Origin of the sequence: Flavobacterium sp. HTF (assembly GCF_003105115.1) — a bacterium.
GTDB lineage: Bacteria > Bacteroidota > Bacteroidia > Flavobacteriales > Flavobacteriaceae > Flavobacterium.
Window position 1 is genome coordinate 1 of the sequence record NZ_QETH01000010.1, and the last position, 17,937, is coordinate 17,937.

The window sequence follows — 17,937 nt, forward strand, 5'->3', positions numbered from 1 at the left end:
TTATGAACCTATAAATCATTTTTTTCTAATTACATCTTTATTTTTATTCTCTAGAATTCAATAACAATTATTTTTAACTCTAAAAAATCAATTTTATTACCTGTAAGGCGAATTTAACTTTTTAAAGTATAAAAACCATAATTTTTAACAACAAATTTCCCTGAATTTGATAAGCTTAAAAATGAATTAACATGAAAAAAACATTTTATACTGAGTAACAACTATTTAAAACTTATTTGTTAGTAAATAAATTTCCCACAAAAAAACTAACTAACAGAAAAACAAAATATCAGAATACGAATTGATTACAAAATAAAAACGCCCTGTTTTCACAGAGCGTTTTTTATAATTAATCTTAAAAATTAAGCTTTCCCGGCAGCAATTAAGTTTAATGCCGAACCTGCAACGAACCATCCAATTTGTCCTGCGTTGTAAGTATGGTTTGCCAGAATAACATCTTTAGTTCCATCAGCGTGAATGAACTCTAACGTTAATGGTTTACCCGGAGCAAACTCAGTTAAATCAGTAAAGTTAATGGTATCATTCTCCTGAATTTTATCGTAATCTGCTTCATTAGCAAATGTCAATCCCAAAAGCCCTTGTTTTTTAAGGTTAGTTTCGTGGATACGGGCAAAAGATTTTACCAATACCGCTTTAACACCTAAGAAGCGAGGCTCCATCGCAGCATGCTCACGGGAAGAACCTTCACCATAATTGTGATCTCCCACAACAATAGAAGCAACTCCGGCTGCTTTATAAGCACGGGCTACAGCAGGAACTGCATCGTAATCTCCGGTTAATTGATTTTTAACTGAATTTGTTTTTTGATTGAATGCATTTACGGCACCAATCAACATATTGTTAGAAATATTATCTAAGTGTCCACGGAAACGTAACCATGGTCCCGCCATAGAAATATGGTCTGTTGTACATTTTCCAAAAGCTTTTATCAGCAATTTAGCACCAGTTATGTTTTTTCCGTCCCATGGATCAAAAGGAGCTAATAATTGTAAACGTTCTGAAGCAGGATTAACCACTACCTGAACTCCTGAACCATCTGCAGCCGGAGCCTGAAAGCCCGGATCTTCAGCGTAGAAGCCTTTAGCAGGCAATTCATCTCCTGTTGGAGCGTCCAGCATTACCTCTTCTCCTTCTTCGTTGATTAATTTATCTGTTAATGGATTAAATCCTAAATCACCTGCAATAGCTAATGCCGTTACCAATTCCGGAGAACCTACAAAAGCCAAAGTATTCGGGTTACCGTCTGCACGTTTTGAGAAGTTACGATTGAAAGAGTGAACGATAGTGTTTCTTTCTTCTTTCTCTGCTCCTTCTCTGTCCCACATACCAATACATGGCCCGCAGGCGTTAGCAAAAACCGTTGCTCCAATTTTATGAAAAGTTTCGATAAAACCATCTCTTTCAATTGTAGAACGAACTACTTCAGATCCAGGAGTAATGGTAAACTGTGATTTAGTTTTTAAATTTTTATCCGCAACTTGTCTTGCCAAAGAAGCTGCACGTGAAATATCTTCGTAAGAAGAGTTTGTACATGAACCAATTAAACCAACCTGAATTTGTAGTGGCCAGTTATTTTTAATAGCTTCTTCTTTCATCTTAGAAATCGGAGTAGCTAAGTCCGGAGTAAAAGGACCATTCAAGTGTGGCTCCAACTCAGTCAAGTTGATTTCAATCACCTGATCAAAATATTGTTCAGGATTAGCATATACTTCCGGGTCTCCGGTTAAGTAAGAAGCTACTTTATCAGCAGCATCTGCAACATCTGCTCTGTTTGTAGAGCGCAGGTAACGACTCATAGAATCATCATATCCAAAAGTTGAAGTTGTAGCTCCAATTTCTGCCCCCATGTTACAAATTGTACCTTTACCGGTACAAGACATAGAAGTTGCGCCTTCGCCAAAATATTCGACGATTGCACCAGTTCCGCCTTTTACAGTAAGAATACCGGCAACTTTAAGAATAACGTCTTTAGGCGCAGTCCATCCTGATAATTTACCGGTTAATTTAACTCCTATTAATTTAGGGAATTTTAATTCCCAGGCCATACCTGACATAACATCAACGGCATCGGCTCCACCAACACCAATAGCTACCATTCCTAAACCACCTGCATTTACAGTGTGAGAATCGGTACCAATCATCATTCCACCAGGGAAAGCGTAATTTTCAAGTACTACCTGATGAATAATTCCGGCTCCTGGTTTCCAGAAACCAATTCCATATTTATTAGAAACTGACGATAAGAAATCGAAAACTTCATTACTTTGTGTTTTTGCTCTGGCCAAATCGGTTACAGCGTCTACTTTTGCCTGAATCAAGTGATCACAGTGAACCGTTGTAGGAACTGCCACTTTAGATTTACCGGCATGCATGAATTGCAATAATGCCATTTGAGCAGTTGCATCCTGACACGCTACACGATCCGGTGCAAAGTCGACATAGTCAACTCCTCTTCCAAACGCCTTAGAGGGATTTCCGTCCCAAAGGTGATTATATAAAATTTTCTCCGTTAAAGTAAGTGGACGACCAACTATTTCGCGTGCTTTATCAACACGACCTGGCATATTCTCGTACACTTTTTTAATCATTTCAATATCAAAAGCCATAAGATTTGTTTGTTTTTATTATTCTTTTTTGAATATCACAAGATACAAAAAATAGAGCAGCTATTAAAAAAAAAGCCCGAGTTTTACGACTCGGGCTTTTCATTTATAATTACTTTTTTGATTACATAACCAACTGCTTGTTAGAAGGAGCAAACTTAGTCAGGTTGATACCCTCTACTGCGGCTGTATATTCATCCATAGTAGGAGTTCTTCCTAAAATTGTAGATAATACTACAACTGGTGTAGAAGAAAGTAACGATTCTCCTTTTTTACCTTCTGTATCTTCCACGACTCTTCCCTGGAAAAGACGGGTTGAAGTTGCCATTACCGTATCTCCTTTAGCTGCTTTTTCCTGGTTACCCATACAAAGGTTACATCCTGGGCGCTCTAAATACAACATGTTTTCGTATTCTGTACGTGCTGCACCTTTAGGAGCATTATCATCGAATTCAAAACCAGAGTATTTTTGTAAAACTTCCCAGTCTCCTTCAGCTTTTAGCTCATCTACGATGTTATATGTAGGAGGAGCAACTACAAGAGGAGCATTGAATTCAACTTTCCCATTTTGTGCTTCTACATTTTTCAGCATTTGAGCCAAAATTTTCATATCTCCTTTGTGAACCATACAAGAACCGATAAATCCAAGATCTACTTTTTTCACACCTCCATAGAAAGATAAAGGTCTGATAGTATCGTGAGTATATCTTTTAGAAACATCAATATTATTTACGTCCGGATCAGCAATCATTGGTTCTGAAATCTGATCAAGATCTACAACAACTTCAGCATAATACTTAGCATTTGCATCCGGTGTCAAAGCTGGTTTCTCTACAGATTTAATTTCTGTGATTCTCTTATCAGCTTTGTTGATTAATCCCTGAAGAACTTGTTTCTCATTATCCATTCCTTTGTCAATCATAATCTGGATTCTGCCTTTTGCAATCTCCAGTGATTCAATCAAAGTATCGTCCTCAGAAATACAGATAGAAGCTTTTGCTTTCATTTCTGCAGTCCAGTCTGTAAATGTAAATGCCTGATCAGCAGTAAGTGTTCCGATATGAACCTCGATTACTCTTCCCTGGAATACGTTTTCTCCACCAAACTGATGAAGCATCTGGGCTTGTGTAGCATGAACCACATCACGGAAGTCCATATAGCCTTTCATTTCTCCTTTGAACGTTACCTTTACTGATTCGGGAATTGGCATTGAAGCCTCACCTGTAGCAAGCGCAAGAGCAACTGTTCCTGAGTCAGCACCAAAAGCTACACCCTTAGACATTCTTGTATGAGAGTCACCACCAATGATGATCGCCCATTCGTCAATTGTAATATCGTTAAGTACTTTATGAATTACATCGGTCATTGCGTGATAAACTCCTTTAGGGTCACGAGCGGTAATCAGACCGAAGTTATTCATAAACTTCATTAATTTTGGAATGTTTGCCTGAGCTTTTTTATCCCATACAGAAGCAGTGTGACAACCTGACTGGTACGCACCATCCACAATTGGAGAGATTATCGTAGCAGCCATAGACTCTAATTCCTGAGCTGTCATAAGACCAGTGGTATCTTGCGAACCTACAATATTTACTTCTACACGGGCATCTGAACCTGCATGTAATATTTTACCCGGAGTAATTCCAACAGCATTTCTGTTGAATATCTTCTCTACTGCTGTAAGGCCTTGTCCTTCAATAGAAATTTCCTTAGACGGAGCAAATACAAGCGGAGCTTCAATATCAAGCACTTTCGCAGCGAATGTCTGAAGTTTTTTACCAAATACAATAGCGTATGATCCACCAGCTTTAATGAATTCCATTTTCTGAGGAGTGAATGATCTTGAAATATCAATCAGCTCCTGACCACCGTTATAAAGTTTCTTTGTTTTTGTATTAATAGTAAGAACAGTTCCGGTCGCAACAGAATATGCTTCTTCAAGAATCGGTTCATTATTTTCATTTCTAAGCGGGTTACCGTTTTCGTCCAGTTTTTTAACCCAGTTTTTAAGGTCAATTCCAATACCACCTGTAACATCTACAGTAGTAAGGAAAATTGGAGAAATACCATTTGTTCCTCCAACAATCGGAGCAATATTTACAAACGGAACATATGGACTTGCTTGTCTACCAGTCCAAAGTGCTACGTTGTTTACACCTGACATCCTTGAAGACCCTACTCCCATTGTGCCTTTCTCAGCGATCAACATCACACTTGCATCAGGATATTCTACCTGTAGTGATTTAATCTCTGCCTGTGCCTCAGGAGTAATCATACATAAACCATGAAGTTCACGGTCTGAACGTGAGTGTGCCTGATTTCCCGGAGATAATAAATCTGTAGAAATATCTCCTTCACCGGCAATATAAGTAACCACTTTAATTTCTTCAGCTACTTCAGGAAGTTTAGTAAAGAATTCTGCCTGCGCATAACTTTCAAGAATCTCTCTTGCAATTGCGTTATCATTTTTAAATGCCTCTTTTAAACGGTCAGTGTCTGCCTCATAAAGATAAACCTGTGTTTTAAGAACATTTGCTGCTTCTTTAGCAATAGAAATATCATTGCCTAATGCCAAATCAAGCAAAACCTCAATTGAAGGTCCTCCTTTCATATGTGACAATAATTCAAAGGCAAATGCAGGAGTAATCTCATTGACTACCGATTGACCAAGAATAATCTCTTTTAAAAACTTAGCTTTCTCACCAGCAGCACTCGTGGTTCCAGGTAAAGTATTATAAATAAAGAATTTAAGCGAATCATTGCGATGTTCGTTATCTAAATCTTTGATTTGTCCAATTATTTCGCTTAACAATGCAGCATCATCAATTGGTTTTGGGTGAAGACCCTGAATTTTTCTTTCTTCAATTTCTTGAATGTAGTCCTTATAAATATTCATATTTTTTGGTAAAAGGTATTTTTTATTTTTTTGTACGCAAATTTAATAATTAATGCCGAGAACTAAAAAAAATATAACAGAAGCCGTCTTTTCAAAAATTATTATTATTAAAAAACGATTTTCAATGTAATTTTTTGCTAAAACCTTAATTTTAAATTAAAAAAATGAATTATTGGTATTTTAAAATCTTTTCTTTAACAAAGTCGAAATTTAATGTTAGGGAGTATGCAGGATTTTAGCTCTATTTTATCGAAGAATTGTTCTAAATTACAATTTACAACGTTATAGTTGAAGTTTTTTTCGCTTCATTTTAAAGAATAAGCCAATTTTATAAAAAGATAATCCAAATAAGAACGTTGGATATTTACAATAAAAAAAAGCCCGATATCTCACTCGGGCTTTTGTGCGTATTTCTATTATTTTTTTATAATAATTTTTGAATAATTTTTTCTTCCGTAATGCCCTCAGCATCTGCTTTATAATTCTTGATAATTCTGTGTCTCAAAATTCCGGTTGCAACTGCTTTTACATCTTCTATATCCGGTGAAAATTTCCCATTAAAAGCAGCATGTGCTTTTGCTGCTAAAATTAAGTTCTGAGAAGCTCTTGGTCCTGCTCCCCAATCCAGATAGTTTTTCACAAAATCATTTGTCAGTGCATTATCGGGTCTTGTTTTACTAACCAGTGTTACAGCATATTCAATAACATTGTCTGCTACAGGAATTCTACGAATTAAATGCTGAAAATCAATAATTTCCTGAGCAGTAAACAACGGATTAATAGTTGTTTTAACATCAGATGTTGTACGTTTTACAACTTGTACCTCCTCTTCAAAACTTGGGTATTCCAGTTTTATGGCAAACATAAAACGGTCTAATTGCGCTTCAGGCAACGGATAAGTTCCTTCTTGTTCAATAGGATTCTGGGTAGCCAGAACAAAATAAGGTAAGTCTAATTTATGATTTTCACCTGCAATCGTTACAGAGCGCTCCTGCATTGCTTCAAGCAAAGCTGCCTGAGTTTTTGGCGGCGTTCGGTTAATCTCATCTGCCAAAATTATATTAGAAAAAACAGGCCCCTTTATAAACTTAAATTTTCTGTTTTCATCAAGTATTTCGCTACCTAAAATATCCGAAGGCATTAAATCAGGTGTAAACTGAATTCTTTTAAAATCTAACCCTAAAGCCTGAGACAGAGTATTAATTAATAATGTTTTTGCTAATCCGGGCACACCTATTAAAAGTGCATGTCCACCAGAGAAAATACAAATCAGGATTTGATCAACAACTTCATCCTGACCTACAATAATTTTTGCTATTTCGATTTTTAATTCATTTCTTTTTTGAACTAAATTATGAATTGCCGTTACGTCAGACATTTAAATGTATTTTAAAATTAAAAAGAGTTAGGTCTATGAAATCATAAAACTAACTCTTTTTATTTATTTAATAAAAATTATTTTTTCAACCAGTTATTTGTAAAGCTACAATCTCTATATTCTCCAATAACCTTAATATAGGTATCTTTAATTTTGGTATCAAACCATTTTGCAATTGCATTGATTTGTTTTTCCTTTAATGCTAATTCCTTAATTTTAGTATAATCTTTACCGTAATCAGCTGTATGCGCTTCAATTCTATTGGTAACCGTAATTAATTTATACGTTTTTTTACCTTTATCATCTGTATTTAAAAGTGGTTGCGAAATCTCATTGTCTTTTAAGTTAGAAACCTGGCTATATAAAGTGGGATCCATTTTAGTTAATTCGAAACGAGTATCCTGAGTATTCGGATTCACCAAAGTTCCTCCGTTTGTTCTTGTTTCTTTTTCGTCAGATTCTGTTCTTGCAGCTTCTGCGAATGTAATTTCTTTGTTTATTATTTTGTTTCTGATATTTGTAATTCTCTCTTTAGCATCTTTCAACGCAGTTTCAGAAACTACAGGAGCAATTAAAATATGTCTTAATTCTACTTCCTGTCCTTTTATCTTATCAACCATGATAATATGGAATCCAAAATTAGTTTCAAATGGTTCAGAAATTTCGCCTTCCTGCAAACTAAAAGCTACATCTTTAAATTCTTTTACAAAAGGTGTTTTTCTGGTCATTTTATAAAAACCTCCATTTGGCGAAGATCCCGGGTCCTGAGAATATAATACTGCTTTTGTCGCAAAGCTGGAACCTTCAAGAACATCCTTTCTTATAGCATTTAATCTGTCTTTTACTTTTTGCTTGTCTTCTGCAGAAACTTTTGGCTCCACAACAATTTGGGCAACTTCCATTTCGGCTCCAAAAGTTGGCAATTCTTCTTTTGGTATTTTTTTGAAGAAATTACGAACCTCTTCCGGTGTAATTTCAACAGCATCTACAATTTTCTTTTGCATTTCTGATGCTAATTTTTGCTCTTTTAAAATATCCGCAAAGTAAGTTTTAAACTCTTCTACAGAATTTTTCTTATAATATGCTACTACTTTATTTATGTCTCCGACTTGTTGCGTCATATAGTTCAAACGCTCTTCCATCATGCTTCTAACTTCGGCATCACTTACAATAATACTATCCTGAATAGCCTGGTGTGCATATAATTTATCTTCTAAAAGCTTACCAAGCATTTGGCATCTTGAAATATCTTTTGTAGAACCACCCTGAGCAGTGATTTCTAAAAATCCTTTATCAATATCTGAATCTAAAACAATATAATCTCCAACTGTAGCAATAATACCATCAATTTTTTGTCTTTGCCCAGATGGTGCTTCAACTGGCTTTTCAGCTACAACATCCGGAATTATTTCCTGTGCAGAAATAAGAGAGTTGAAAAAAAGTAAAAAACACATTGTTAACCCTAATCTGTAATCAACTGTTTTTAGCTGTAATTTTTTTAATAACATTATTTTAAATTTAATTTGAATGTAAAAATCTTGCTTTAGAATTCTTTATAGACCAAACATTAATCTAATCTCCGTATTCAGATTTTTTCATGAATACTAAAAAATTAACACCTGGTTTCTTTTACTTATAACGAACAAAAATAACAATTCAATTACATAATACAACTATCGACTATACTATTAACAAAAAATTATATGATAGCTCTTAAATACAACAAAATAAAGTTTTGTTTCAGACTAAAAAAGCCATTAGAACTTCCAGAGACAATATAATTCTTCTTTTTTTATTTAAAACATCTAAATCACTATCAATCATGCAAATAAAAAAAACTTTTCAACACTACAACGTTTTCGTTAGATAAATATTTTCTTATAAATAAGATATGTTTAAAATTTACATACTTTAGTTGAGTAATTTTTATTTTTTTGATATTAAAACTAAGAATATCTCGGTTTTTCTATCAATTAATGAATCGTTACAACTTTACTTATCTAACCTTAACCAAATTTTATTATGAAAAAACCAATCGCAAAGATTTTCTCTATTTTGGCCATTACAGCTTTCTATTCCTGTACACAGGATGGAACAAATGAAAACGACACCAAAGCTGAAAGTCAAGAATTTAAAATCATTAATGTCACTCATCATGACGGGAAACCATTTAGTACAGGAGATTCAAAATCATCTGTTACAGGAAAATACGTAGATAATCCTGGCGGTGGTGTTATGATGCAGGCCTTTTATTGGGATGTTCCTGCCGGCGGAAATTGGTGGAATACCGTTAACGGAAAAGTAACTGCATGGTCTAATGCCGGAATTGGCTCTATCTGGCTGCCTCCTGCCTCAAAAGCGCAAAATGGAGCATTTTCAATGGGATATGACCCAACTGATTATTTTGATTTTGGAGATTATAATCAAAACGGAACCACTGAAACCAGATTTGGTTCTAAAACTGAATTGGTTAGTTTAATCACAAAAGCGCATACTGAAAACATGAAAGTATATGCTGATATTGTAATTAATCATAATAGCGGCGGGCAATCAGAAGCTAATCCCTTTACAGGAACAAACACCTGGACTAATTTTAACGGAATTGCATCCGGAAAGTTCAAACGTACTTATGTAAATTTTTATAAAAATAGTTATGGTAATAATGACGAAGGATCTTTTGGAGGTTTTCCTGATTTATGCCATGCAGATCCTTATGTACAGGATTGGCTATGGAAAAGAGCTGACGGAGTAGGTAAATATTATAAAAACACCATGAAATTTGATGGCTGGAGATTTGATTATGTAAAAGGTTTTGCTCCTTGGGTTGTGTACGACTGGAACGCAAATGTTGGTGGATTTTCTGTTGGTGAATTATGGGATTCTAATGTAAACATACTAAATGACTGGGCAAACAATGCAAATAGTTCTGTTTTCGATTTTGCTTGTTATTATAAAATGAATGATGCTTTTGACGGAAACAACCTGGCATTATTAAATGATGATATGATGTGGAAAAGAAATCCGTACAAGGCAGTAACCTTTGTAACCAATCATGATACTGATGAAATTTGGAGTAAACTTTTAGCTTATTCCTATATATTAACTCATGAAGGTTATCCAACAATTTTCTACAGAGATTATGAAGAATGGCTGGATAAAACCAAACTTAACAATTTAATATGGATTCATAATAATAAAGCAACCGGAACAACCTCAATTTTATATTCTGACAATGATGAATATGTAGCAAGAAGAAACGGATATAACGGAAATCCGGGATTAGTAGTTTACATCAACAACTCAGACGTTTGGCAGGAAAGATGGATTCAGACGAATTGGGCAAATACTCAAATTAAAGATTTCACAGGAAATTCAACCTGGTATCCGACTACTCAGGCCGATAAATGGGTAAAAATACAATGTCCTCCAAAAGGATATTCAATTTGGTCAATTAATCAGTAATTTAAAAAATGACTAATTGAGGCTGTTCTTTTTAGGACAGCCTTTTTTATTTTCACACTAATATTATAGAAGAGAGCCTTCAATTTAAGAAGTTAATATTTTTATTAAGCCGTAATTAGTAGTACTTTTGCAAACCTATTTATACAAAATATGAGCTTTTTAAAAGAAATACAACGCAGAAGAACATTTGGAATTATATCGCATCCTGATGCCGGTAAAACAACATTAACAGAGAAATTACTGCTATTTGGAGGTGCTATTCAGGAAGCAGGAGCTGTAAAGAATAACAAGATTAAAAAAGGAGCAACAAGTGATTTCATGGAAATCGAACGCCAAAGAGGTATTTCGGTTTCGACTTCTGTACTTGCTTTTAATTATAAAGATAAAAAAATCAATATTCTTGATACTCCGGGACACAAGGATTTTGCCGAAGATACATTCAGAACTTTAACCGCAGTTGATAGCGTAATCGTTGTTATTGACGTTGCAAAAGGGGTTGAGGAACAAACTGAAAAACTGGTTGCTGTTTGTAGAATGAGAAACATTCCTATGATTGTTTTCATCAACAAATTAGACCGTGAAGGAAAAGATGCTTTCGACCTTATGGACGAAGTAGAACAAAAACTGGGTTTAAAAGTTACTCCTTTAAGTTTCCCAATCGGAATGGGTTATGATTTTCAGGGAATCTATAATTTATGGGAAGAAAACATCAATCTTTTTAGCGGAGACAGCCGTAAAAACATTGAAGAAACTATCGCTTTTTCTGATGTTCAAAACAATCCGGAATTAGATAAGATTGTGGGTCAAAAAGCTGCTGAAAAACTTCGTGAAGAATTAGAATTAATTGACGAGGTATACCCAAAATTTGAGCGTCAGGATTATTTAGATGGTAAAATTCAACCCGTATTTTTTGGATCTGCTTTGAATAATTTTGGAGTTCGCGAATTGCTTGATTGCTTTGTTGCGATTGCTCCTTCACCAAGGCCAAAAGATTCTGAAACCCGCTTAGTTGATCCGGCTGAGGAAAAAATGTCCGGATTTGTATTTAAAATTCACGCTAACATGGATCCAAAACACCGTGACCGTTTAGCCTTTATAAAAATTGTTTCGGGAACTTTCGAAAGAAACAAACCCTATTATCACGTTCGCCAGAAGAAAAATTTAAAATTCTCGAGTCCGAATGCCTTTTTCGCTGAGAAAAAAGAAATCGTTGACATTTCGTATCCGGGAGATATTGTTGGTCTGCACGATACCGGAAACTTTAAAATTGGAGATACTTTAACAGAGGGTGAAGTAATGAGTTTTAAAGGAATTCCAAGTTTCTCTCCGGAACACTTTAGATATATCAATAATGCTGATCCAATGAAAGCTAAGCAATTAGAAAAAGGTGTAGATCAGTTAATGGATGAAGGTGTAGCACAGTTATTTACTTTGGAGCTGAACAATCGTAAAGTTATCGGAACAGTTGGAGCCCTTCAATACGAAGTTATCCAATATCGTTTAGAGCATGAATATGGTGCAAAATGTACTTACGAAAATTTCCCTGTTCACAAAGCTTGTTGGGTAAAACCTGATGATGCTAAAAATGAAGAATTCAAAGAATTTAAACGTATCAAACAAAAATTCCTGGCGCATGATAAATATGGTCAACTGGTATTTTTAGCCGATTCTGATTTTACAATTCAAATGACACAAAGTAAATATCCAAGTGTGAAATTATACTTTACTTCTGAGTTTGATTAATAACTTCTTTAGAAAAATATAAAAAGGCTGTCTATTATTAGACAGCCTTTTTTCATTACATCCCCCAACATTTTGTTTTATTGATCTGTATAATTAATTCCTAATCCGCCGGCAATAAAAATTTTAGTCAGCTCTTCTGCATCAATAATTATATTTTGTGATAAAACATTATTTTTAACTGCTTTTATAGTAAAAGGTATTTCTTTTGAAAGATAATAATCACTCCCTGAAATAGTAACTATTAGCGTTTTACTATTTTTTGAAACTTGCGCCGCTATAGAAAATTCTCCAGTTTTTGGATTTACTTTCACCGGAGTTTGTGAACCATTAACAGATAACATTAAATCTGGATATGTTTCTTTATTAAAAGGTTTATGTGTTTTTGCTTCTAATAATTTTCCTTTTACTGTTATCGAAACTTCTTCATTTACAGTTTGGTTAGAAACCACTTTGCCTAATCTATACATAGGTTCTGCACAGGCTTTTTCGATTTTAACAGGTTCTTTTTCTTGTGCTGTAAGATTTGAAGCTAGTAAAATAGTTGCTGCAACTGCTGCGTATTTTAAAGTATTTATTTTAGAAGTCTCGCTGTATTCAAACTGTTCTTCGAGTTGTGTTGTTTTTAATCTTGCACAAATGTTTGCATCTTTATTTCCGACAATGAATCTAGCAACTTCAGAATTCGTTTTTTTACTTAAATCAATCACATTTTTCATGCATGAATCACAAAACGAACCACCAGCATTAGGTGTCATTTTATCAAAATTTTCAGAACAAGGATTGGCTATTTCTAAGGTGAATTTCTTTTTCATACTATACTTTATTTAAATTAAAACCTTTGTTAATGGTTCTTACTTATATAGAGAACATTTTGCATAAAAAGGTTGGGACGGAATAAAAATATTTTCAAATTATAAATCGGTTCGTTCGCATCCGGGCATAAAAAAAGCGCTAATTTTCATTAGCGCTTTTTTTTTAATTTGAATTAATCAACCTTACTAAGTCATTATATTCTAAAAATTAATTCTTTTTCGTAATTGCTCTGCTAAATTATACTAATAGAATTCATTAAGAAAAAATAGTCGACAAAGTGGAATAAAATCAGACAAACTACACTTTATCCATACTTACAAATAAAGCCCCTTAAAAAAGGGGCTTTATTAATTTATGCTTGTCCGGCAGGACCAAAATTAAGCGGTATTGGTGCTTGTTCCGTCTCTTTGATTTCGCCATGAGCTGTTTCAAATCGATGAATATTTTCACCTATAGCCTTCAATAACCTTTTAGCATGTTGTGGTGTCAAAACAATTCTTGACTTTACCTTGGCTTTAGGAATACCCGGCATAATGCTTACAAAATCTAAAACAAACTCTGATGATGAGTGATTTATAATCGCAAGATTAGAATAAATTCCTTCTGCGATTGTTTCGTCTAACTCAATATTAATTTGCTCTTGCTGTTGTTTCGGATTACTCATAATTTCCTAATTAATAAATATATTCTTCTTTATTAGCCATCATTTCGTTGTAATCATCTTTAGATCCTACGATTGTGTTATCGTATTCTCTCATACCAGTTCCCGCAGGAATTCTGTGTCCAACAATTACATTTTCTTTTAATCCTTCTAAATCATCTACTTTACCAGCTACAGCAGCTTCGTTAAGTACTTTCGTTGTCTCCTGGAATGAAGCCGCAGAAATGAATGATTTAGTTTGTAACGAAGCTCTTGTAATACCTTGAAGAACTGGCGTTGCAGTAGCAGTAATTACGTCTCTTGCCACAACAAGATTTTTATCATTTCGTTTCAATAATGAATTCTCATCACGTAAATCACGAGGTGTAATAATCTGACCTGGTTTCAGTACAGCAGAATCTCCAGCATCTTCAACTACTTTCATACCATATAATTTATCGTTCTGAACGATGAAATCTTTAGTATGAATTAATTGATCTTCTAGGAATAATGTATCTCCCGGATCCTGAACTCTTACTTTACGCATCATTTGACGAATAACTACCTCAAAGTGCTTGTCATTGATTTTTACCCCTTGTAAACGGTAAACTTCCTGAATTTCATTTACCAAATACTGTTGAACAGCTGCCGGTCCTTGAATTCTTAAGATATCATCTGGTGTAATTGCACCATCAGACAACGGAACTCCCGCTCTTACGAAGTCATTTTCCTGTACTAAGATTTGGCTTGAAAGTTTAACTAAATACTTTTTAATCTCACCAAATTTAGATTCGATAACAATTTCACGGTTACCTCTTTTGATTTTTCCAAAAGAAACAACTCCATCAATTTCAGATACTACAGCTGGGTTTGAAGGGTTACGAGCCTCAAGCAACTCGGTAATTCTTGGTAAACCTCCCGTGATATCGCCTGCTTTAGAAGAACGACGAGGGATTTTTACTAATACTTTACCTGCTTTAATTTTCTCACCGTTCTCAACCATAAGGTGTGCACCTACTGGTAAGTTGTATGAACGAATCAATTCACCTTCTTTACCGTAAACCAATAAAGTAGGGATTAATTTTTTGTTTCTGGCCTCAGAAATTACTTTTTCCTGGAAACCAGTCTGCTCATCGATCTCAACCATGAACGATTGTCCTTGCTCTAAATCCTCGTAAGCAATCTTACCAGTAAATTCAGAAACAATTACACCGTTATATGGATCCCATTTACAGATTACAGTTCCTTTAGTAACTACATCTCCGTCATTTACAAAAATACTAGATCCGTAAGGAATGTTATGTGTATTTAAAACAATTCCGGTTTTCTCATCAACTAATTTTAACTCAGTTGAACGTGAAACTACGATATCAACAGAGTTTCCTTCGTTGTCTTCTCCTTTTACTGTTTTTAAATCTTCAATTTCAAGTCTACCGTTGAATCTTGTAATAATACTAGACTCTTCAGAGATACCTCCGGCAACCCCTCCAACGTGGAACGTACGAAGTGTTAACTGTGTACCAGGCTCTCCAATAGACTGAGCTGCAATAACTCCGACAGCTTCACCTCTTTGTGTCATCTTACCAGTAGCTAAGTTTCTACCGTAACATTTAGCACAAATACCTTTTAAAGCCTCACAAGTTAATGGAGATCTAACCTCTACTTTTTCAATTGGAGAAGCTTCGATAGTTCTCATAATTGCTTCAGTAATTTGTTGACCAGACTGAACCATTACTTCATTAGTAAGTGGATTTATAACATCCTGCAATGCAACACGTCCTAAAATTCTTTCTCCTAACGACTCAACGATTTCCTCATTTTTCTTCAATGCAGAAACTTCAACACCTCTTAAAGTTCCACAGTCTTCGATGTTAACAATAACATCCTGAGAAACGTCGTGAAGCCTTCTTGTTAAGTAACCAGCATCGGCTGTTTTAAGAGCCGTATCCGCAAGACCTTTACGAGCACCGTGAGTAGAAATGAAGTACTCAAGAATCGAAAGACCTTCCTTAAAGTTAGAAAGAATCGGGTTTTCAATAATCTCACCACCACCGGCAGTAGATTTTTTAGGCTTAGCCATCAATCCACGCATACCTGTTAACTGACGAATCTGTTCCTTAGAACCCCTCGCCCCAGAGTCAAGCATCATATATACAGAGTTGAAACCTTGTTGGTCTTCTCTAATATTTTTCATTGCTAACTCAGTTAATTGAGCATTTGCAGAAGTCCATACGTCAATAACCTGGTTGTAACGTTCGTTATTGGTAATAAGACCCATGTTATAATTCACAGAAATACCTTCAACTTGTTCTCTGGCATCTGCAATTAATTTTGTTTTTTGTTCTGGAATTCTAATATCACCTAAAGAGAATGATAAACCTCCTCTAAATGCGAATTTATAACCCATATCTTTCATATTATCCAAGAAAGCCGCCGTTGTAGGTACATCAGTCACACTTAAAATGTGTCCGATAATATCTCTAAGGTTTTTCTTAGTCAATACATCATTGATATATCCAGCTGCTTCAGGTACTACTTCATTAAATAATACACGTCCTGCAGTTGTTTGAATAATTTTGTACACTAATTCTCCAGCGTCATTAAAATCTTTTGCTCTAATTTTTACACGGGCATTCAATTCTAATCTTCCTTCGTTTAATGCAATGTTTACTTCTTCAGCAGAATAGAAAGTTAAGTCTTGACCTAAAATTACATGTTCTGGCGTTGAGATACGTTCTTTGGTCATATAGTATAGACCCAAGACCATATCCTGAGAAGGTACAGTAATTGGAGCACCGTTTGCAGGATTCAGGATATTATGAGAAGCCAACATTAACAATTGTGCCTCTAAAATAGCTTCTGGTCCTAATGGCAAGTGAACCGCCATCTGATCCCCATCAAAATCGGCGTTGAAAGCCGTACATACTAATGGGTGCAATTGGATTGCTTTTCCTTCAATTAATTTTGGCTGGAAAGCTTGGATACCAAGTCTGTGTAACGTAGGAGCACGGTTTAGTAATACTGGGTGTCCTTTAATTACGTTTTCAAGAATATCCCAAACTACCGGCTCTTTTTTGTCTATGATTTTCTTAGCAGATTTTACTGTTTTTACAATACCTCTTTCGATCAATTTACGGATAACGAAAGGTTTGTATAATTCAGATGCCATATCTTTTGGCAATCCGCATTCGAATAATTTTAACTCAGGACCAACAACAATTACCGAACGGGCAGAATAATCCACACGTTTTCCAAGTAAGTTTTGACGGAAACGTCCTTGCTTACCTTTTAAGGAATCAGATAATGATTTTAATGGTCTGTTAGATTCTGTTTTAACAGCAGAAGCTTTACGAGTGTTATCAAATAATGAATCTACAGATTCCTGTAACATACGTTTCTCGTTTCTTAAGATAACTTCAGGAGCTTTAATCTCCATTAATCTTTTCAAACGATTGTTACGGATGATTACACGACGGTATAAATCATTTAAATCTGAAGTTGCAAAACGACCTCCATCAAGTGGCACAAGCGGACGTAATTCTGGTGGAATAACAGGAACCACTTTCATAATCATCCATTCCGGACGGTTTTCGCGGTTTAAGTTAGACTCACGGAAAGACTCAACAACTTGTAATCTTTTTAAAGCTTCAGTTTTACGTTGTTTAGACGTCTCGTTGTTAGCACTGTGTCTTAATTCATAAGATAAAGCATCTAAGTCAATACGAGCTAATAAATCCATAATACACTCTGCTCCCATTTTGGCAACAAATTTATTAGGATCCATATCATCTAAATATTGGTTTTCCTGCGGAAGAGTATCTAAAATATTCAAATATTCTTCTTCAGTTAAGAAATCTAATCTTTGTAATGATTCTCCATCTGCATTTTTAGCAATACCAGCTTGGATTACTACGTATCTTTCGTAGTAAATGATCATATCTAATTTCTTAGATGGAAGACCAAGAATATAACCAATTTTGTTTGGAAGAGAACGGAAGTACCAGATGTGAGCAATTGGCACAACAAGGTTGATGTGTCCTACTCTGTCACGACGTACTTTTTTCTCAGTAACTTCAACACCACAACGGTCACAGATGATACCTTTGTAACGAATTCTTTTATATTTTCCACAAGCACACTCAAAATCCTTAACAGGTCCGAAGATTCTTTCGCAGAAAAGTCCGTCACGTTCTGGTTTGTGAGTTCTGTAGTTAATTGTTTCAGGTTTCAACACCTCTCCTCTTGATTCTTTCAAGATAGATTCTGGTGAAGCCAATCCAATTGAGATTTTGTTAAATCTTTTTACTGGATTTTTATCTTTATTATTTCTATTATTCATCATAGTTTTTACTATTGATTTATTTGCAATTAAAAAATTGAT

General features: G+C 34.9%; 9 protein-coding genes. 2 read left to right on the forward strand and 7 right to left on the reverse strand.

Features of this window, described 5'->3' with window-relative positions:
* Positions 1–362: 362 nt before the first annotated feature.
* The 4 genes from DCO46_RS04820 to DCO46_RS04835 form a co-directional block, all read right to left on the reverse strand.
* Complete coding sequence (locus DCO46_RS04820) at positions 363–2,627, reverse strand: aconitate hydratase (RefSeq protein WP_116751449.1); 2,265 nt, start codon at positions 2,625–2,627, stop codon at positions 363–365.
* A 121-nt stretch (positions 2,628–2,748) separates the two neighbouring features.
* Positions 2,749–5,520 carry a bifunctional aconitate hydratase 2/2-methylisocitrate dehydratase gene (locus DCO46_RS04825; RefSeq protein ID WP_116751450.1) on the reverse strand — a complete coding sequence of 924 codons (2,772 nt, stop codon included), beginning with the start codon at positions 5,518–5,520 and terminating at the stop codon, positions 2,749–2,751.
* Positions 5,521–5,944: 424 nt separating this feature from the next.
* Positions 5,945–6,898 (reverse strand): AAA family ATPase, encoded by a 954-nt coding sequence (locus DCO46_RS04830; protein WP_116751451.1) that lies wholly within the window; start codon positions 6,896–6,898, stop codon positions 5,945–5,947.
* Positions 6,899–6,975: 77 nt separating this feature from the next.
* Positions 6,976–8,406, reverse strand: a complete 1,431-nt coding sequence (locus tag DCO46_RS04835; RefSeq protein WP_116751452.1) for a peptidylprolyl isomerase — start codon at positions 8,404–8,406, stop codon at positions 6,976–6,978.
* Positions 8,407–8,920: 514 nt separating this feature from the next.
* Between DCO46_RS04835 and DCO46_RS04840 the strand changes: the two genes are divergently transcribed.
* Together DCO46_RS04840 and DCO46_RS04845 are read left to right on the forward strand one after the other, a co-directional pair.
* On the forward strand, positions 8,921–10,360 hold the full coding sequence (locus DCO46_RS04840) for an alpha-amylase (RefSeq protein ID WP_116751453.1): 1,440 nt from the start codon (positions 8,921–8,923) through the stop codon (positions 10,358–10,360).
* A 150-nt stretch (positions 10,361–10,510) separates the two neighbouring features.
* Positions 10,511–12,103: a peptide chain release factor 3 gene (locus tag DCO46_RS04845; protein WP_116751454.1), complete on the forward strand. Its 1,593-nt coding sequence runs from the start codon at positions 10,511–10,513 to the stop codon at positions 12,101–12,103.
* Positions 12,104–12,180: 77 nt separating this feature from the next.
* Here DCO46_RS04845 and DCO46_RS04850 read toward each other — a convergent pair whose 3' ends face one another.
* From DCO46_RS04850 to rpoC, 3 genes are all read right to left on the reverse strand, one after another.
* Positions 12,181–12,915 carry a hypothetical protein gene (locus DCO46_RS04850; protein WP_116751455.1) on the reverse strand — a complete coding sequence of 245 codons (735 nt, stop codon included), beginning with the start codon at positions 12,913–12,915 and terminating at the stop codon, positions 12,181–12,183.
* Between the two features lie 353 nt (positions 12,916–13,268).
* Positions 13,269–13,580 (reverse strand): DUF3467 domain-containing protein, encoded by a 312-nt coding sequence (locus DCO46_RS04855; protein ID WP_116751456.1) that lies wholly within the window; start codon positions 13,578–13,580, stop codon positions 13,269–13,271.
* Between the two features lie 10 nt (positions 13,581–13,590).
* Entirely contained in the window at positions 13,591–17,898 is a 4,308-nt protein-coding gene (gene rpoC / locus DCO46_RS04860) for a DNA-directed RNA polymerase subunit beta' (protein ID WP_116751457.1), read from the reverse strand.
* Positions 17,899–17,937: the final 39 nt, after the last annotated feature.